Consider the following 19,277-nt stretch of genomic DNA (forward strand, 5'->3'; position numbering starts at 1 on the left):
CCGTCGCCATGAGCAAAGAGACCCAAACCTCATTCGACGTGCAGGACGACCTCCGCACCGATTACGCCCTGATCGCTACCGGCGTCGGGGCGGCTCTGGTTGCACTGGTTTACCTCCTGCTGGTCTGAACCAACCCGAAAGCGCCCAGCGTGCGTCATTTCGCGCGCGTCTCGATACGTCGGCCCGCCAACCCATTAGGTTCACTTCAACGAGCGTTTTCCGTGGCGCGGTAGCGACGGCTTTCAGGTCGCGACCTGGTTCCAGGAAAATCCGTCAAGCGCGGCGCGGGCTGCGGCGGCCAATCATCCACCATTTTAATGATCGGTTGATAGCGGCGAGCTTTTGCTTCCGCTTTGGTCTGAGGCGGCGCTTTATCCCGGCCCCGCATCCGCCCCAGAAAATTGCTATCGCTCGACCATGGCCCTCACTGATTCGAACGTTCTCAAACTCGCGCCCGAAGCCGGAACTCCCGCTTATCGTAGCGCGCCGCATAATATCGAGGCGGAACAGAGCCTGCTGGGCGCGATCCTGGTCAACAACGACGCATTTTACCGCGTCTCCGATTTCCTGGAGCCCAAGCACTATTTCGAGCCGTTGCACCAGACCATCTTCGAGACCGCCTCGAGCCTGATCCGGATGGGCAAGATCGCGACGCCCGTCACGCTGAAGACCTTCCTGCCCGCCGACACCGACATTGGCGGCATGACCATCGGGCAGTATCTGGCGCGCCTCGCCGCCGAAGCGACCACCATCATCAATGCGCAGGATTATGGGCGCACCATCTACGATCTGGCATTGCGACGCGACCTGATCGGCATCGGCGAGGACATGGTCAATGTCGCCTATGACGCCCCGGTCGACTTCGCGCCGCGGGCGCAGATCGAGGACGCCGAGCGCCGCCTCTACGAACTCGCCGAATCCGGCCGCTATGACGGCGGCTTCCAGAAATTCTCGCAGGCGCTGACGCTTGCGGTCGATCTGGCCGCGAAAGCGTTCCAGCGCGACGGAAAGCTGTCGGGCATCTCGACCGGCCTGCGCGACCTCGACACCAAGATGGGCGGGTTGCAGCACTCCGACCTCATCATCGTCGCCGGCCGCCCCGGCATGGGCAAGACCTCGCTTGCAACCAACATCGCCTACAACGTCGCCCGGGCCTACGTTCCAGAACTCCAAGCCGACGGCACCATGAAGGCCGCCCATGGCGGCGTCATCGGCTTCTTCTCCTGCGAAATGTCGGCCGACCAGCTCGCCACGCGTATCGTGGCCGAGCGCACCGGCATCCCTTCCTCCTCGATCCGCCGCGGCGGCATCTCGGAGGCCGATTTCGAGAAGATCCGCGAGGTCTCGATCGAGCTGCAATCGCTGCCCTTCTATGTCGACGAGACCGGCGGTCTCTCGATTGCCCAGCTCATGGCGCGCGCCCGCCGGCTGAAGCGGCAGAAGGGCCTCGACCTCATCGTCATCGACTACATCCAGCTCTTGTCGGGTTCGGGCAAGCGGAGCGAAAACCGCGTGCAGGAAATCACCGAGATCACGACCAGTCTGAAGGCGCTCGCCAAGGAACTGAGCGTGCCCGTGATTGCGCTCTCGCAGCTCTCGCGCCAAGTCGAGTCGCGCGACGACAAACGGCCGCAGCTGTCGGATTTGCGCGAATCCGGCTCGATCGAGCAGGACGCCGACGTCGTGCTGTTCGTCTACCGCGAGGAATATTACCTCGGAAACAAGGAGCCGCGCCCGGGCACGCCCGAGCACGAAAAATGGCGCCTGGACATGGATCTTGCGCATGGCAAGGCCGAAGTCATCATCGGCAAGCAGCGCCACGGCCCGACCGGCACCGTCGATGTGGCCTTCGAAGCGTCGATCACACGGTTCGGCGATCTTGCGCCGGACAGCCAGGTGCCGGACCGCAGCGGCAACGACTACTGAGTTCCCTGGGTTGAACCCGACCGGCCTCTTGCGTAAAACGGCGCCATGACAATGGCGTCCGACCCGAAAATCATCCCGCAATCCGGCCTTCTCTCCGCGGAGGCCAATCAGGCTGCCGCGCTCGCTGCCTTCGGCGGCGTGCTCACGGTCGATCTCGACGCCATCATCGCCAACTGGCGCAAGCTCGAGAAGACGGCGGTGCCGGCCGAATGCTCGGCGGTGATCAAGGCCGATGCCTATGGCTGCGGCGCCGAGCAGGTCGCGCGTGCCCTGAACAAGGCCGGCTGCAAGACCTTCTTCGTCGCCACCATCGAGGAAGCGCGCAAGGTGCGCGCGGCGGTGCCGGAGCCTGCGATCTACGTGCTCGGCGGCTATTTCCAGAACACCGGCGAGCACTACGCCCAGATCAACTGCCGCCCCGTGATCGGCGATCTCAACGAGCTCGCCGAATGGGACGTGTTCTGCCGCCGCACCGGCTGGACCGGTGGCGCCGCCATCCACATCGACACCGGCATGAATCGGCTCGGCCTGACGCTTGGGGAAGCACAGGCCATCATCCCCCGCATCAACGCCGGCGATCACGGCATCACGCTGGTGATGAGCCATCTGGTTTCGGCCGAGCAGCTCAACAACCCGGTGAACGCCAAGCAACTCGCGGCCTTCCGCGGCATCGCCAGCGAATTCTCCGGGCGTGCCGGCGGCACTCGCCAATTCGTCCGGCGTCTTCCTCGGCGCGCCCTTCCAGTTCGACATGGTGCGGCCGGGCGCCGCGCTCTACGGCGTCAACCCGACGCCGGAGGCCGACAATCCGATGCAGCCGGTTGTCGATCTCAAGGCCCGCATCGTGCAGATCCGCAATATCGAGCGCGGCGAGAGCGTCGGCTATGGCGGCACCTGGACCGCACGGCGGCCGACGAAACTCGCGATCATCGCGGTCGGTTATGCCGACGGCTATTTCCGCGCCGCAAGCTCCAACGACGGCACCCGCGGTGCCGAGGTCATCGTCGCCGGCAAGCGCTGTCCGGTGGCCGGCCGCGTCTCGATGGATCTGATCGCGATCGACATCACCGATCTGCCGCCGAACGCGGCGCGGCGCGGCCACATGGTGACGCTGCTCGGCGAGGGCATCACCGTCGACGAGCTCGCGCATCATTTCGGAACGATCGGCTACGAGGTGCTGACCAGCCTCGGCCGCCGCTACGCCCGCATCTACAAGGGCGGGAATGTAGTGGAGCCGCTGGCCAAGCCGGCGCCCGCACAGGCGGTCGAGCAGCAGACGCCCGCTCCGCCGCCGATCGAGCCGCCCGCAAGCCCGCCGCCGCTGCCGGGCTGAGCAGCGCGCCGCTTACTTCTTCTTCCTGCTGTCCAGCGCCGTCCTGCAGGTCGCGCTGAGCTGATCGCGCTTGGCGTTGAGGCACGCGACGATGCCGCCGCCCGGCGCAAGGCCGGCGCAGAATTTGTCGTAGTCCGCCTTGCACGCGCCGCGCGGATCGGATGATGTGCCGAGGCGACCCCGGAGAACGCAACGGCGACGGCGATAACGGCAAAGCTCAACTTGGACATTGTTTCTCCGGTAACGGAAGGCAGGAGCCGGTAGCTCTACATGAAGATCGCGACGTTCAACATCAACAACATCAATCGCCGCCTGCCCAATCTGTTGGCATGGATGCGAACGGCGAAGCCCGACGTCGTCGCACTTCAGGAATTGAAGGCAAGTGATGGCGAATTTCCGGCGGCCGCGATCGAAAAGGCCGGTTACGGCGCAGTGTGGTGTGGACAGAAGACCTGGAACGGCGTCGCCATCCTGGCCCGCAATGCCGAGCCCGTTCTTACCCGCGATCGCTTGCCGGGAAAGCCTGCCGATCACGAAGCCCGCTACATCGAGGCCGCGGTACGCGGTGTCATCGTCACCAGCATCTACCTGCCGAACGGCAATCCGCAGCCGGGACCGAAATTCGACTACAAGCTCGACTGGTTCGCGCGGCTCAAGCGTCATGCCAAAACGTTGATCAAGCAGGAGCTGCCCGTGGTGCTCGCCGGCGACTACAACGTTGCCCCTGATGAGATCGACATCTATCCGACGCGCTCGTGGGACAAGGATGCCTTGATCCAGCCGAAGAGCCGTGCGGCCTTTGCCTCGCTGGTGGCACAAGGCTGGTGCGACGCGATCCGCGAACTGCACCCGGAGAAGCGCATCTACACCTTCTGGGATTACAAGCGAAACCGCTGGCCGCGCGATGCGGGCCTGCGGCTCGATCATCTCCTGCTCAGCCCTGCCCTCGCCTCACGCCTGGCAAAAGCCGGCGTGGACAAGGGGGTTCGCGGCGAGGAAGGCGCGAGCGATCACGCACCGGCCTGGGTCGTGCTGCGCTAGGTCAGCGCCCGTAATATTCCTGCACCGTGTCCCACGCTGCTTTCTGCAGCAGCTCCACCGTCGGTGCGTCCAATCCCATCGTGTAGGAATTGCCGACCGGCGAGCGGCCCGTCAGCGCGGCGAACGTCACGCAGGTCGCCAGATACGTGCCTGCGGGGCTCGGGTGCCGCTTGTCCGGCGCATACAGATTGAGCTCGGGCTGCAGCTTGCGCACGCGCGCGAAGGCAAGACCTGCGGGAATCACCAGCGCATCATTGGCATTGCCTGCAATCGTGTAGGCCTCGGCCAACGCTTCCGTCATCTCAGGCTTGTCGGCGTAAGCCCAGGACATGAACAGGACCGGCCGCATGCCATGCGTGCGGACAATCTCGCCGTCCTTCTTCACGAAGGTCGCGAACGCGTCCTTCAACTGCGGATGGATCGGGCACTGGCTGCAATCCATCATCACGACGGCGTCGTACTGCCTGCCCGGCTTGTTGAAGACGACGTTGTTCTGCTCGTCGAACGAATAGGCGCCGAGGCCGCCCGGCCGCAGCAGATTGTCCATGTCGTGCCAATCGAGGCCGGAGCCGCCGATCGTTGCCATGGTGTTGCGATAGGCCGCCTTGTTTTCGGGATACGCAGCCCGCTCCATGAAGGAGAGATGCCCGGGCATGCCGTTGTTGTAGTAGAAGAAGCTGTTGCCGACGAACAGCGCGGCCTTGGGGAAATCCGGTCCTGATGTCGTGACCTTGGGCTTGGTCTGCGCCTGCGCATTGAAGCCGGCTACAACGGCCAGACACATCGCGAGCATGACTCGCGCGAAAAGACGCATCATCGGCTACCTCCCCTTTTCTGTCGGGCGGAAACAGATCAGCTTTTCAAGAGTGCCTCAAGAGCACGGACGAGCAGCAGACATGCGTGAGAGCGCATGCTCACCACAGATTCTTGCCGTCGATCATGGTCACCGGCACGGCCTCGAGATCGAACTCGTCGAACAGGCGCGCGTTGACGCCGACCCTGGGATTGTCGAAATCGGGCTTGCCGGTCGACCAGTCCGGCGACTCCGAATAGGTACCGCAACCGCAGCTTGCGCAGAAATGGTGTTTGACGGTGCGGCTGCCCCAGAGATAGGTCGCGACGTTCTCCGCGGGCGACAGCAGCCGAAACTGCGCCGGTGTGTAATAGGCCCACAACGCGCCGCGCTTGGCGCAGAGCGAGCAGGTGCAACGGGTCACGCTCGCGGGCGGCTCCGTCACCTCGAACACCGTCTCACCGCAATGACAGCTTCCCTCGACCCGCATGACCCACTCTCCGTTTTGTCAGGAGATGGTCGTAGCCGGACCCTGCTGCCAACATGCTGTCAGCAGCGCGCAGCCGGACCTGACCTATGTGCTGCGAGCCCCGACTTGCCGCGCCAACTCAACAAAAACATGAAAAACAACCCCATGCACAGTAGCCGACCCCTGGCGAATCAATGGGTTACGCATGCTGCGAAACGGGCAAAACACCGGCGGGTTGCCTCCGGAAGCAGTCGTCGCCCACCAGACAGTGAAGAGGAGAGATCGCCCGCGAACGACCTCTCCTTCGCCTTCAGCGCAGTGGACTGCGATCAGCCTTTTTGAACGGCGGCCACGGCCTTGCGTATGACGTCGATCACCACGTCAGGCTGGGACAGCATTGGCACGTGACTGCTCGCGACCTCGGTCACTGTCGCTCCCATGCGCTTCGAGACCCAACGTTGCAGATCGGGATGCACAGTGTGGTCTTTCGTGGCGAGGACGTACCAGCTTGGCTTCGATCTCCACGCGACCTTGTCCGCGCTGAGCTTTTGCTGCTGGAACAGATCGTAGACGGGCGCATAATGGGTGGCCCAAACCAGCTTCTGGTCTGCCTCGGAAAGGTCACCTGCGAAGAACTCGGTGCCGCTCGGAAGCATCCAGGCACGCCCATCCGCCACCTCGACGCGAGAGAAAATGTCCGACGGATATTTGTCGAGCTGATCCTGTACGGTTTCGCCGGCATCCGGAGCCACGGCTGCAATGTACACCAGCCCAACCACGCGCTCATCCGTGCCTGCGCCTGTAATCGTTGCCCCGCCGTAAGAATGACCGACGAGGAGGACCGGGCTGCCGACACGATTGAGCGTGCGCTTAACCGTCGCCAGATCTTCCTCGTAAGAGTCCAAACCATATTGAACGGCAATCACCTCGTGTCCATCGGCCTGCAACGCAGGAATGACCTTACTGAAGCACGAGCCATCGGCCCAAATGCCGTGGCAGAAAACGATTGTTGGTTTGGCGTTCATGGGAACTTGCCTTCCTGATCACAATTGAAGAGCGACAGGATAGTGAGGCGGTAAGGCGCGTCTTCCGAAATGGCACGGGAAGGCTTGTTCTTGAGTTGCAGGATGAAGACCGAGGACGCGTTACTGGGCCTCGGCGATCTTCGCTCCAGATGACGGCATCTGCGCGTGAGTTGCCGAGAACCGGTTCGACGGCGATGCCGGGTCCGGTAATCGGAAAGCGGCGTCGGCCGGCGCTCCCTGGGGTGCTCGGCGGGCAACGGTTGTTGGAAGCACGATTACTTTCGCGCCGACTTTCACGCGATCATAGAGGTCAACGACGTCCTCATTGGTCAGTCGGATACAGCCGGACGAGACCCGCTTCCCGATCGTATCGGGCTTGTTGGTGCCGTGAATTCGATATTCGGTGTCGCCCAGATACATCGCCCGAGCGCCAAGAGGGTTGCCGGGACCGCCTGCCATGAACCGCGGCAGATAAGGCTGACGCGAGACCATCTCCGCAGGCGGATGCCAATCCGGCCACTCTGCTTTACGGGCCACAGTCTGCTCACCGGACCACGTGAAACCTTCGCGGCCAACACCGATGCCGTAGCGCAGTGCCTGCGCGTCGTTCAGAACGAGATAGAGGAATGTGTTCTTGGTATCGATGATCACGGTGCCCGGCGTCTGGCGGCTGGCGTAGTCGACTACCTGCCGCACGAATGCTCCGGGAACGTCGGCCGCTTTGGGTGGCTCGACCAGAGGCGCAGGAGCCGGAAGCGGAGCCGGCGCCGGCGTCGGAGCCGGTGCTGACGGTGATGCACGAACCGGCGTTGAGACGTAAACCGGAGTGGACGACGCTTGGGCTTCGTGCGCGGACGGCTTTCGTGCCGGTTGCAGGTTCGTCGGTCGGGACAGCAAACCGTACCCCAAAGCGGCGACGGCCACGGCGCCAATTGCAACTCTCGCGGCCATCGGGATTGCGAACGTCTCCGCCTTTCCGCGCTTGGACCGCTTAGCCATACTCTTCCCCCAGGTCACTATGCTCACGAGAGGTACTCAGTAAGATTTAAGAAACTTCGAAGCGATTTCGCTCAGACTGGAACCGTCGGCGATGGTTAACGCCGAACTCTCGGCAAGACCGGGTTCCCTCGCCTCGCAGATCGCCTGCGCCCCTGGCCGCGGCTAAACTCCCGATTCGTGGAGACCGTTTTGGCTTTTCTCTTCGTCCTCATCGTCGGCCTCATCGCAGGCACCATTTCCGGCATCGTCGGCACGGGCTCGTCGATCATGCTGATGCCGGTGCTTGTCTATGCCTATGGGCCAAAGGAGGCGGTGCCGATCATGGCGGTGGCCGCCGTCATGGCCAATTTCTCGCGAATCTTGGCCTGGTGGCGCGAGGTCGACTGGCGGGCCTGCGCGGCTTATTCGGTGACAGGCATTCCGGCCGCCGTGCTCGGCGCGCGGACGCTGCTGGCCCTGCCCTCTCACGCCGTCGATCTCGCCATCGGGGTCTTCCTGATCGCGATGGTGCCGGTGCGGCACTGGCTGGCGCGGCACGACCTCAAGGCCAATCTCTGGCATCTGGCGATCGGCGGGGCCGTCATTGGTTACCTCACCGGCATCGTCGTCTCCACCGGCCCGCTTAGCGTCCCACTGTTCCTGTTCTACGGCTTGTCCCGGGGCGCCTTCCTCGCGACCGAAGCGGCTTCTTCGCTCGGGCTCTATGCCGCGAAATCCGTGACCTTCGAACGGTTCGGCGCGCTGACCGGCGATGTGTTCGTCAAAGGCCTGGTCGCAGGATCGTCGTTGATGGCGGGCGCCTTCATCGCCAAACGCTTCGTGCTGCGCCTGAAGCCGAAGATGTTCCGCGTGGTGATGGACGCCATCATGATCGCGGCCGGCCTCTCCATGCTGTGGAATGCGGCGCAGCCGTAGCCGCGCTGCGCTCAGACCGCAAATTCGGGCGCGATCGACGGGCTATCCTCGAGGACGCGGCTCTGGTGGACCGGCCGTCCCTGGAGCCATACCAACACGGCCTCGAGTGGCTGCGGCCGATGATAGAAAAAGCCCTGCCCGAACCTCACGCCCATCTCGCGCATCGCCTGGGCCTGCTCGGCACGCTCGATGCCTTCGGCCACCAAAGTGAGACCCAGCGTGCCGGCAAGCGATGCGATGACGCCAACAATCGCCTTGTCTTCCGCACTATAGGGGATCTCGCTGATGAAGGCCTTGTCGATCTTGACCTTGTCCAGCGGAAACCGCCTGAGATGGGCGAGCGAGCTGTAGCCGGTGCCGAAATCGTCGAGCGCGATGGTGGCACCCAGGCGCCGCAGGCGGTGCAGTGTCTCGGATGCGCTGGCCATGTTGTTGATCAGCGATCCCTCGGTGATCTCGAGCTCCAGCAATGATGCCGCCACGTCGAAGCGCGCGCAGGTCGCGCGCAGCTCGGCGGCGAACGAATGGTCGGCGAGCTCGGACGGCGGCAGATTGATCGCGATCCGGATATGCGACCTGCCGGCCGCAGCCAGATGTTGCAGGGCGCGGCAGGCATCGGTGAGCACATAGCGCGTCAGCCGCGCATTGTTGCCGCTGCGCTCGATCAGCGGCAAGAATTCGCCCGGACCGATCACGCCATGTTCCGGATGGCGCCAGCGGATCAGCGCTTCCAGGCCGACGATGTCGTGGCTTTCGAGATCGACCTGGCTTTGATACCAGACCTCGAATTGCCTCTCGTCGAAGCCTGTGGGAATGGCAAGTTCGAGCTCCCGGCGGCGGCGATAGTCGCGCTGAAGCGCTTCGTCGAGCACCGCGACCGTGCCGGGCGCCTTGCTCTTGGCATGGTAGAGCGCGATGTCGGCGAGCGCCGGCAGGTGCGAAAGCTCTGGATCTCCGGCACGGCGCACGGCGAGGCCGATGCTGGCACGCGGCACGACTTGCTTGTCGTGAAGCCGGATCGGCTCGGAAATCGCATCCAGCAAGTGGCGCGAAAACCTCTGCGCGGTCTCCTCGTTGCTGACCTCGGGTCGAATGACGACGAATTCATCGCCGCCGAGCCGAGCCACCCAATCTTGCGGTTCGACCGCACCACGAAGGCGCTCGGAAATGTGCACCAGGAACTTGTCGCCGGAATCATGGCCAAAGGTGTCGTTGATACCCTTGAAGTCGTCGAGATCGATGAAGCAGAGTGCAATCAGCGCGTCCGGTGAGCCGGCATCCTGACTCAGGGTCGCGAGGTGCTCGGAGAGCGAACGGCGATTGGGCAGCCCCGTGAGCGGATCGTGCGCGGCCATGTGCCCGAGCCGGTCGAGCGCACCGGACGTCGTGTGCTGCATGGCGTTGAAGGCATGCGCGAGCTGACCGAACTCGTTCGAGGATTTGACCTCCGCCGGATAGGCGCGGCCGTCCTGCTTGCTGCGCTGGATCGCGGACATCATCGCCGCCAGCGGCCTGCCGATGAAGAGGTTGGCGGAGATCCGCATGGCGATCAGGGTCGCAAACGTTGCCAACAGGCCGACGACCAGCAGCAGCACCAGCCGGCTGCCCGTGTCTGCGTAGAGCGCCGCTTGCGAATATACGATCGCGATGCGGCCGGCCTGGACCGCCATGTTGCCGTTGCTGTAGTTGATCGGACGCGAGATCTCCGCGACCGCCTGTCCCGCCGGGCGCGCCACCACGCGGGCAATCGCGATTCCGGTATCGTCGTAAACGGCCGCCGCGGCGATGCTCTCGTCGTGCATGATCTCGTTGAGCACGCTCGTGACCTGATCGTAGCGCATCTTCCAGAGCGGTTCGGCGATCAGCTCGGCGCGGCTCTCGGCGACGCGGGCGATGCGCGCGTCGAGCTGCCTGATCTGCGACCAGAAGCTCGAGGCCTCGACGCCGGCGGAGGCGAGCAATTGAACCAGCAACAGAACAGGTACTGTCGCCCAGATCATCGCACGGACGACGGAGCGCAAGCGCGGCGGCGCCGCCTGCTGCTTGCGGTCCGGATCGTTCATGTCGTCGCCGTTTCGCATCAGTCGGCAGCACCTTCCACAGGAGTCAGCGACGAGATCAGCGCATCGACGGAGAAGTCGTACTGGCCGCAGCGCCCTGCCTTGGCCCTGAAACGCGCGAAATCGATCCGGTCGAAGGCGCGCGTGGTGATGAGGTCGCCAACCGCAGCGAGGTTGTCGCGCGTGATCGCGGACGTCTTGACCTCGACGCGGGGTGATACGGCCGCGAAATCGCAGCCGTCGGCGTAGTCGCGCAACAGAACGATCGACCAGCCGCCGAGCAGGAAATGCCCGCCGTCGGTCAGAAGCAAGCGGCCCGCCTTGATCTCGCGCAGCGCATCCTCCGACCAGTTGAGGCCGACCAATTGGATGTTCCGCCCGGGCGTGAGGCCGCCAGCGATCACCGCGCGAAGCGCTCCCAGCGCCATCGGATCGTTTCCGGCCCATATGCCTGCGGGCCGGATATCTTTGCGCGCGGCCCAGCTCAGATAATTCGTGGTGACATGCTCGGCTTCCGACTGGGTCCAGTTGGCGAACAGGATCCGATCCACCACGACGTCGGGCGCGGCGTCCACCGCGAGCTTGAGACCCGCATTGCGGGCGATCGAGGCCGGCGTGATCTCGTCGCCACCGATGCCGAGAATGTGGATCTTGCCGTCCGGGCTCTGCCATTTCTCGGCACGCGCCGCCTCGATCAGGGCATTGGCCATCCGCGCGCCCGCGGTCTGAAGATCCGTCGTGATGTCGCCGAGCCAGGTCTTGAGCTTTTGACGCGGCGGTCCAAGACGCGCCGCATCGTCGCCGATCAGCGTGTTCGAGAGCAGCAGCGTCCTGATCCCGGCGGCCTCGGCTGCCTCCATGATCGGGACGGCGGCTGATTCCTCGTTCGAGAGAATGAGAAAGTCGGGCTTGTCGCTGCGTGCCACCACGCCGAACCCGAGCTCCTGCATGGTGCGGTAATTGCGCTCGCTGGTCAGCACCTCGACATGCGCGCCGAGCTTGCGGCCGGCCGCCTGCATGGTCAGCGAAACCATGTCCCAATAGACCTCGCGCGGTCTTGCCCGGGTTGACGAAGACGACGTTGAGACGCTTCGCATCGGCCGCAACAGCGCCGCCAGACGGCATCAGAGCGCCGCAGGTGATGCCCACAGCGAGCAATATCCGTAAAAATCCCGTCATTCGTTTCGCGATCCCGTATCGGTTCCGAAACTGGACCCGCGTCCGCTAACATTTGGCAAAGTCCAGCCCGGAACGGCGGCATAAAGCTAACAAGGAGTGTATCCGGCGTACCGAATTGCGATATGCGGGGCGGACCCGGGCTCGCTCTCTCGACCGTCATTCCGTGCTATCAGCAAACCTGAAACCCCCGACTCGCTGTCCCCGGACTCGCTGTCCCCATGGCCAAGAACACACTTTCCTTCGTCTGCCAGAACTGCGGCGCGGCCTACAACCGCTGGCAGGGCAAGTGCGAGTCCTGCGGCGAGTGGAATACGCTGGCGGAGGAGGACACGACCGGCAGCGTGCCGGTGTCGATCCGCTCCAAGCGCAAGGGGCGGACGTTCGCGCTGGAGAGCCTGTCCGGGAAAACCCAGGACGCCCCGCGCCTGTCCTCGGGCATGACGGAGCTCGATCGCGTCACCGGCGGCGGCTTCGTGCGCGGCTCGGTGCTGCTGGTCGGCGGCGATCCCGGCATCGGCAAGTCGACGCTGCTGACGCAGGCCACGAGCCTGCTCGCGCGCGCCGGTCACCGCGTCGTCTACATCTCCGGCGAAGAGGCGGTCGCACAGGTGCGGTTGCGCGCGGAGCGGCTCGGGCTGTCGGATGCGCCGGTGCAGCTCGCCGCCGAGACGTCGGTCGAAGACATCGTCTCGACGCTGTCTGAAGGCGCAGTGCCGCGGCTGATCGTGATCGATTCGATCCAGACCATGTGGACCGACACGGTGGAATCGGCGCCCGGCACGGTGACGCAGGTGCGCGCCTCGGCGCAGGCCCTGATTCGTTTTGCCAAAAGGACCGGCGCGGCCATCATCCTGGTCGGCCACGTCACCAAGGATGGACAGATCGCCGGTCCCCGCGTGGTCGAGCACATGGTCGATGCGGTGCTGTCGTTCGAGGGCGAAGGCTCGCAGCAATTCCGCATCCTGCGTGCCGTGAAGAACCGCTTCGGGCCGACCGACGAGATCGGCGTGTTCGAGATGACCGGGCTTGGCCTGCGCGAAGTCACCAACCCCTCCGAGCTGTTTTTGTCGGAGCGTGATCTCGGCACGCCCGGCACCGCAGTCTTCGCGGGCATCGAGGGCACAAGGCCCGTTCTGGTCGAATTGCAGGCGCTGGTGGCGCCGACCTCGCTTGGTACCCCGCGCCGGGCCGTGGTCGGCTGGGATCCGAGCCGGCTGTCGATGGTGCTGGCGGTGTTGGAGGCGCATTGCGGGGTCAAGCTGTCCGGCCACGATGTCTATCTGAACGTCGCGGGCGGCCTGCGCATCCACGAGCCGGCGGCCGATCTGGCCGCCGCGGCAGCGCTGGTGTCCTCGCTGGTTAATGCGCAGTTACCCTCGGACGCGGTCTATTTCGGCGAGATCTCGCTGTCCGGTGTGGTGCGCCCGGTGGCGCAAACCCCTGCGCGGCTGAAAGAAGCGGCAAAACTCGGCTTCCAGCGCGCCGTGCTGCCCGAATCGGCCCGGGGCGAAGCCGGCGGCGATGCCGGACTGTCGCTGAACGCGATCAACAGCCTGACCACGCTGGTCGCCGAGATCGCCGCCCGCGGGTCCCGGCGGGGCGACTCGAGCGCGCCGGCAGAGAAAAATGCCACACCGGCAAGATTCCGCCGTGGAGAGGGTTAGCCGGTGGTGACGTCCCCCGCCCTCGCCGCTATACAGCCGTCACAAAAGCAGCATGGGATTGCGTGGTTGCGGCCTTGCCGGGAACGTCGTCTGGCCCTCACTTAGGGGCGGCGGCCAAACACCGATTCGCTGAGCACCTTGAAGTACGAGCGGACCAGACCAGCCGATGCCAGTAACCATCCTCGACCTGATCCTGCTCGGTGTGATGCTGATTTCGGGCCTGCTCGCCATGGTTCGCGGCTTCATGCGCGAAATCCTGTCGATCGCGGCCTGGGGCACGGCGGCGATCGTCACCCTTTATTCATTCTCGAAGCTGCTGCCGACCGCAAAGACCTATTTCAACAACGATACGGTCGCGAGCGTGGTCGTGGTCGCCGGCGTGTTCGTGGGCACCCTGGTCGTGGTCTCCGTGATCACGGTCCGGATCTCCGACATGATCCTGGATTCGCGAATCGGCGCACTGGACCGCACGCTCGGCTTTCTGTTCGGGCTGGCACGCGGGCTTTTGATCGTCGTGGTCGCCTTCCTGTTCTTCACCTGGCTGGTGCCGGACAAGCAGCGGCCGGACTGGGTCACAGGGGCCAAATCCCGCGTGGTGCTGCAGGGAACCGGGGATTGGCTGATGGCCCTCTTGCCTGACGACCCCGAGAACACCATCTTGAAGAGATTCAAGAAAAACAAACCAGATGAAGAGCAAACTGATTCCGAGCAGCAGCCTTCGGGCAGTGGCGACGGATACAGCAAACCGGCTCGTGACAGTCTTAAAAAGCTGATCGAGAAACCCGCGGCGCGTTGATTAGGCCCTAACGAGAGGCTCGGACGAGATGCGAAATCCTGACCAGGACGCCCTACTTGATCTCGGCCCGGCCGCGCTGGAACTTCAAGACGATCTGGAGGGGGATACGCTGCGGGAGGAATGCGGCGTCTTCGGCATCTACGGCCACCCCGATGCCGCCGCCATCACGGCGCTCGGCCTCCACGCCCTTCAGCACCGCGGCCAGGAAGCCGCCGGCATCGTCTCCTATGACGGCGGTCGCTTTCATTCCGAACGCCGCCTCGGCCTGGTCGGTGACACCTTCTCCCGCCGCGAGGTGATCGACCGCCTGCCCGGCACCATGGCGGTCGGACATGTCCGCTATTCCACCACCGGCGCGACCATCCTGCGCAACGTGCAGCCGCTGTTCGCCGAACTGAATGCCGGCGGCCTTGCGGTCGCCCACAACGGCAACCTCACCAACGGCCTGACGCTGCGCCGCGAGCTCGTGAAGAACGGCGCGATGATGCAGTCGACCACCGACACCGAGGTGATCCTGCATTTGGTCGCGCGCTCCAGGCGCAGCCGCTTCATCGAACGTTATATCGACGCGTTGCGCGAGATCGAGGGCGCCTATGCGCTGGTCTCGCTGACCAACAAGAAGCTGGTCGGCGCGCGCGACCCGCGCGGCATCCGTCCGCTGGTGCTCGGCGAGCTCGATGGTTGCCCGATCCTGACCTCCGAGACCTGCGCCCTCGACATCATCGGCGCGCGCTTCGTCCGCGACATCGAGCCCGGCGAGGTCATCGTGTTCGACGAGAGCGGGCAGGACATCCACAAGCCGTTCCCGCCGATCGCGCCGCGTCCCTGCATCTTCGAATACATCTACTTCTCCCGTCCGGATTCCATCGTCCACGGCCGCTCGGTCTACGAGGTGCGCAAGGCCTTCGGTGCGCAGCTTGCGCGCGAGAGCCACGTGCCGGTCGACGTCGTGGTGCCGGTGCCGGATTCCGGCGTGCCCGCCGCGGTCGGCTACAGCCAGCATTCCGGCATCCCGTTCGAACTCGGCATCATCCGAAACCACTATGTCGGCCGCACCTTCATCCAGCCGACGCAGGCGATCCGCGAATCCGGCGTGCGCATGAAGCATTCGGCCAACCGCGCCGCGATCGAAGGCAAGCGCATCATCCTGATCGACGATTCACTGGTGCGCGGCACCACCTCGAAGAAGATCGTGCGCATGATGCGCGATGCCGGCGCCAAGGAAGTGCACTTCCGTCTTGCCTCGCCGCCGATCCTCTATCCCGATTATTACGGTATCGATCTGCCGGACCGCGGCGGTCTTCTTGCGGCGACACATTCGCTGGAAGAGATGCGCGAGATCATCGGCGCCGACTCGCTCGCTTTCCTGTCGATCGACGGCATGTACCGCGCCATGGGCGAGCCCGGCCGCGACCCCGCCAATCCGAAATTCTCCGATCATTGCTTCACCGGGGCCTATCCGACCCACCTCACCGACCAGACCCAGACCGAGCAGCAGCCGCGGCAGCTGTCGCTGCTGGCGGAGGCGAGCTAAACTCGTCGTCCCGGCCTAGTGCGCAATTGCGCACGGGGGCCGAACCCATAACCACAGGTCTGTGTGGTTAGAAGAGGATGGCCTGACCATCTTCACCCAATCATCGCCGTCACGGCGTATGGGTCCTGGCTTTCGCCAGGACGACGCTGGATAGAACCTTTCAATGACAAAACCCCTCGCCAATTGCATCGCTCTCGTCACCGGCGCCTCGCGCGGCATCGGCTTCGCCACGGCCAAGGCGCTGGCCAAGGCCGGCGCGCATATCGTCGCCGTGGCGCGCACGCAGGGCGGGCTGGAAGAGCTCGACGACGAGATCCGCAAGGACGGCGGCAGCGCCACGCTGGTGCCGCTCAACCTCACCGATTCCGACGGCATCGCGCGGCTCGGCGCCGGCCTGCACGAGCGCTACGGCAAGCTCGACATCCTCGTCGGCAATGCCGGCGTGCTCGGCCCCTCCTCACCGATCGGCCATATCGAGCTGAAGGCCTTCACCGACGTGATGGCGGTCAACGTCTCCGCGAACTTCCAGCTGATCCGCTGCATGGAGCCGCTGCTGAAGCAGTCCGACGCCGGCCGCGCGGTGTTCATCACTTCCGGCGCGGCCAACAAGGCCACCGCCTATGTCAGCCCCTACGCCGCCTCCAAGGCGGCGCTGGAGACGCTGGCGCGCGCCTGGGCGCAGGAGACTGCGAATACCAAGCTGCGCGTCAATCTGTTCAATCCAGGTCCCGTCCGCACCCGGATGCGCGCCACGCTGATGCCGGGCGAAGACCCGGCGACGCTCGATACAGCCGAGCAGGTCGCTGAATTCATCGTGCCGATGTGCACGCCTGATTGGACCGAGACCGGCAAGTTCTACGACTACAAAACGCGCAGCCTGATGAGCTTCCGCTCGCCGGCCTGATTGACTTGACGGCCTCCCCGCGATTGACTGCCCGCGCTCAAGCGGCAGCAAGCTGCAGGCCAAAAAAGGGAGGTTGCCATGGCGCCATGGCGGAACCGCGCAGGCTTTAAGCGTGCGCTCGCAAATGTCTCTCGCGTCCTCTCCGCCCTGATCGCGGCCATCGCGTTCGCGCTTCCGGGCGCGGCGACCGCCGGCGATGTCCCGACCTTCGCGGTCGATGCGTCCTGGCCAAAGCCGTTGCCGAACAACTGGATCCTCGGCCAGGTCGGCGGCATCACCGTCGACTGGCAAGGCCACATCTGGGTGATCCATCGGCCGCGCTCGCTCACCGACGACGAGAAAGGCGCGAGCCTCACCCCGCCGCGCTCGAAATGCTGCGTGTCGGCGCCGCCGGTGCTCGAATTCGACAGCGACGGCAATCTGCTGCGATCGTGGGGCGGCGCGGGCGAAGGCTATGAATGGGTCGGCCGCGAGCACGGCATCGAGGTCGACGAGCGCGGCTTCGTCTGGGTCGGCGGCAATGCCGACAACGACAACGCGATCCTGAAGTTCACGCTCGACGGCAAGTTCGTCGCCCAGATCGGCAAGATCGCGCCGAGCCTCGGCAGCAACGACACGACGCAGCTCGGCAAGCCCGCCGAGACCGCGATCGACAAGGCCGCCAACGAAATCTACGTCGCCGACGGCTACGGCAATCGCCGCGTCATCGTGTTCGACGCAACCGCGCTCGCCTACAAGCGGCACTGGGGCGCCTACGGCAACAAGCCCGACGACACCAAGCAGGCGGCGTATGATCCCAAGGCGCCGGTGTCCCAGCAATTCGGCAATCCCGTCCACTGCGTGAAGCTCGCCAATGACGGGCTCGTCTACGTCTGCGACCGCATCAACAACCGCATCCAGGTGTTCAAGACGGACGGCAGCTTCGTGAAGGAGTTCTTCTTCGAGAAGAACACGCTCGGCAACGGCGCGGTGTGGGACATCGCGATCTGGCCCGATCCGAAGCAGACCTGGCTCCTCAGCGCCGACGGCGAGAACAACGAGATCAGGGTGATCAGGCGAGACGACGGCGGCGTGGTCGGCAGCTTCGGGCACAACGGCCGCAATGCCGGACAATTCCACTGGGTGCATGCCATGGCGATCGACGCCAAGGGTAACGTCTATACCGCCGAGGTCGACACCGGAAAGCGCATCCAGAAATTCAAGCTGACATCGGACGCGCTGAAATAGCGTCTCGACGCATTTTTCCTCAAAAGTTAACCGATGGATGACGCTACGACGCAGCGTCATCCGGCTTTAGGCGCATTGCCGCCGGCCGTGGGACACGGTAGAGCCATCAGCCGGAACAGGGCTCCGTTCAAGAGAGCCGTCCGCATGTTTGACAATGGAGGAAATCTTTTATGACGACGACGTTCGCGCGCCGCTCCGCGGCCCTTCTGGCCTGTGCCGCCTTCGGTTTTGCCACATCCGCCTTCGCTCAGGACAAGTCGGTCACGATCGGCGTGCTCAACGACATGTCCAGCCTCTATGCCGACATCGGCGGCCCCGGCGCCGTGGCGGCGGTCAACATGGCGGTGGAAGATTCCGGTCTTCGCGCCAAGGGCTGGAAGATCGAGGTGATCAGCGGCGACCACCAGAACAAGCCGGACGTTGGCGTCAACATCGCGCGGCAGTGGATCGACACCCAGAAGGTCGATGTGATCGCCGACACTCCGAACTCCGGCGTGGCGCTGGCCGTCAGCAACGTCGTCAAGGAAAAGAATGCGGTCCTGCTCAACAATGGCGGCGCCAGTGCCGACCTCACCGGCAAGGCCTGCAACGCCAACACCATTTCCTATACTTACGACACCTACATGCTCGCCAACGGCACCGGCAAGGCGCTGACCAAGGCCGGCGGCGACAGCTGGTTCTTCCTGACCGCCGACTACGCCTTCGGTGCCGCGCTCGAGCGTGACACCAGCGCGGTCGTCACCGCGAACGGCGGCAAGGTGCTCGGCGGCGTCAAGCATCCGCTCAACACGTCGGATTTCTCCTCCTTCCTGCTGCAGGCGCAGAACTCGAAGGCGAAGATCGTCGGTCTCGCCAATGCCGGCGGTGACACCACCAACTCGATCAAGCAGGCGGCCGAGTTCGGCATCGTCGAAGGCGGCCAGAAGCTCGCCGCGCTGTTGCTGTTCATCAACGACGTCCACTCGCTCGGTCTGAAGACCGCGCACGGCCTGACCTTCACAGAATCCTTCTACTGGGATCTCAACGAAGGCACGCGCGCCTTCTCGAAGCGCTTCCAGGACAAGGTCGCCAACAAGGCGATGCCCTCGATGACGCAGGCCGGCAATTATGCTGCCGTGCTGCATCTTCTGAAGGCGATGGACGCCCTCGGCGGCAATCCGCATGACGGCGCCAAGGTCGTCGCCAAGATGAAGGAGCTTCCGACCGACGATCCGCTATTCGGCAAGGGCCCGCTGCGCGAGGACGGACGCCGGATCATTCCGGCCTTCCTGTTCGAGGTGAAGAAGCCGGAAGAATCGAAGGGACCGTGGGACTATTACAAGCTGGTCGCGACCATCCCGGCGGAAGATGCGGCCAAGCCGCTCAAGGACAGCGAGTGCCCGCTGGTGAAGAAGTAAGAAGTCGTAGGGTGG

General features: G+C 64.4%; 14 protein-coding genes and 3 pseudogenes. 10 read left to right on the forward strand and 7 right to left on the reverse strand.

What is annotated here, in order from left to right; translation table 11 throughout:
- Positions 1-417: 417 nt before the first annotated feature.
- The gene (locus ACVIN2_RS04665) at positions 418-1,926 is read left to right on the forward strand and encodes a replicative DNA helicase (protein ID WP_027569657.1); all 1,509 of its coding nucleotides are present in this window, start codon (positions 418-420) and stop codon (positions 1,924-1,926) included.
- A gap of 51 nt (positions 1,927-1,977) precedes the next feature.
- Positions 1,978-3,259: pseudogene (alr, locus tag ACVIN2_RS04670) on the forward strand (alanine racemase).
- A gap of 12 nt (positions 3,260-3,271) precedes the next feature.
- Here the strand turns inward: alr and ACVIN2_RS04675 are convergent.
- Positions 3,272-3,489 (reverse strand): annotated as a pseudogene (locus ACVIN2_RS04675) (hypothetical protein).
- 40 nt (positions 3,490-3,529) lie between these two features.
- On the opposite strand from ACVIN2_RS04675, the gene ACVIN2_RS04680 reads away from it, so the two are divergent.
- A complete protein-coding gene (locus ACVIN2_RS04680; RefSeq protein WP_456764671.1) occupies positions 3,530-4,300 on the forward strand; it encodes an exodeoxyribonuclease III in 771 nt (256 codons plus the stop codon).
- 1 nt (position 4,301) lies between these two features.
- On the opposite strand, the gene ACVIN2_RS04685 is transcribed toward ACVIN2_RS04680, so the two are convergent.
- The 4 genes from ACVIN2_RS04685 to ACVIN2_RS04700 form a co-directional block, all read right to left on the reverse strand.
- Positions 4,302-5,117, reverse strand: coding sequence for a DUF4886 domain-containing protein (locus ACVIN2_RS04685; RefSeq protein ID WP_456764672.1), 816 nt, complete (start codon positions 5,115-5,117; stop codon positions 4,302-4,304).
- Between the two features lie 97 nt (positions 5,118-5,214).
- Positions 5,215-5,583 (reverse strand): GFA family protein, encoded by a 369-nt coding sequence (locus ACVIN2_RS04690; RefSeq protein WP_456764673.1) that lies wholly within the window; start codon positions 5,581-5,583, stop codon positions 5,215-5,217.
- 308 nt (positions 5,584-5,891) lie between these two features.
- Positions 5,892-6,587, reverse strand: a complete 696-nt coding sequence (locus ACVIN2_RS04695; RefSeq protein ID WP_456764674.1) for an alpha/beta fold hydrolase — start codon at positions 6,585-6,587, stop codon at positions 5,892-5,894.
- A gap of 120 nt (positions 6,588-6,707) precedes the next feature.
- Complete coding sequence (locus tag ACVIN2_RS04700; RefSeq protein ID WP_456764675.1) at positions 6,708-7,586, reverse strand: L,D-transpeptidase; 879 nt, start codon at positions 7,584-7,586, stop codon at positions 6,708-6,710.
- A 189-nt stretch (positions 7,587-7,775) separates the two neighbouring features.
- On the opposite strand from ACVIN2_RS04700, the gene ACVIN2_RS04705 reads away from it, so the two are divergent.
- The gene (locus ACVIN2_RS04705; protein WP_456764676.1) at positions 7,776-8,501 is read left to right on the forward strand and encodes a sulfite exporter TauE/SafE family protein; all 726 of its coding nucleotides are present in this window, start codon (positions 7,776-7,778) and stop codon (positions 8,499-8,501) included.
- A gap of 11 nt (positions 8,502-8,512) precedes the next feature.
- On the opposite strand, the gene ACVIN2_RS04710 is transcribed toward ACVIN2_RS04705, so the two are convergent.
- Together ACVIN2_RS04710 and ACVIN2_RS04715 are read right to left on the reverse strand one after the other, a co-directional pair.
- Positions 8,513-10,582, reverse strand: coding sequence for a putative bifunctional diguanylate cyclase/phosphodiesterase (locus ACVIN2_RS04710; RefSeq protein WP_456764677.1), 2,070 nt, complete (start codon positions 10,580-10,582; stop codon positions 8,513-8,515).
- Positions 10,582-11,740 (reverse strand): annotated as a pseudogene (locus ACVIN2_RS04715) (ABC transporter substrate-binding protein). Before ACVIN2_RS04715 ends, ACVIN2_RS04710 begins: the two are co-directional and overlap by 1 nt.
- 218 nt (positions 11,741-11,958) lie before the next feature.
- Between ACVIN2_RS04715 and radA the strand changes: the two are divergent.
- From radA to ACVIN2_RS04745, 6 genes are all read left to right on the forward strand, one after another.
- Positions 11,959-13,404 carry a DNA repair protein RadA gene (gene radA / locus ACVIN2_RS04720; protein WP_018459134.1) on the forward strand — a complete coding sequence of 482 codons (1,446 nt, stop codon included), beginning with the start codon at positions 11,959-11,961 and terminating at the stop codon, positions 13,402-13,404.
- 166 nt (positions 13,405-13,570) lie between these two features.
- Positions 13,571-14,200, forward strand: a complete 630-nt coding sequence (locus ACVIN2_RS04725; RefSeq protein WP_007592055.1) for a CvpA family protein — start codon at positions 13,571-13,573, stop codon at positions 14,198-14,200.
- 28 nt (positions 14,201-14,228) lie between these two features.
- Positions 14,229-15,734 (forward strand): amidophosphoribosyltransferase, encoded by a 1,506-nt coding sequence (gene purF, locus ACVIN2_RS04730; protein ID WP_085352900.1) that lies wholly within the window; start codon positions 14,229-14,231, stop codon positions 15,732-15,734.
- A 163-nt stretch (positions 15,735-15,897) separates the two neighbouring features.
- Entirely contained in the window at positions 15,898-16,638 is a 741-nt protein-coding gene (locus ACVIN2_RS04735) for an SDR family NAD(P)-dependent oxidoreductase (RefSeq protein WP_456764678.1), read from the forward strand.
- Between the two features lie 78 nt (positions 16,639-16,716).
- A complete protein-coding gene (locus ACVIN2_RS04740; protein ID WP_456764679.1) occupies positions 16,717-17,865 on the forward strand; it encodes a hypothetical protein in 1,149 nt (382 codons plus the stop codon).
- 170 nt (positions 17,866-18,035) lie between these two features.
- Positions 18,036-19,262, forward strand: a complete 1,227-nt coding sequence (locus tag ACVIN2_RS04745) for an ABC transporter substrate-binding protein (protein ID WP_456764680.1) — start codon at positions 18,036-18,038, stop codon at positions 19,260-19,262.
- The last annotated feature ends 15 nt before the right edge of the window (positions 19,263-19,277 follow it).

The sequence above is a fragment of the Bradyrhizobium sp. USDA 3650 genome, from assembly GCF_054057395.1.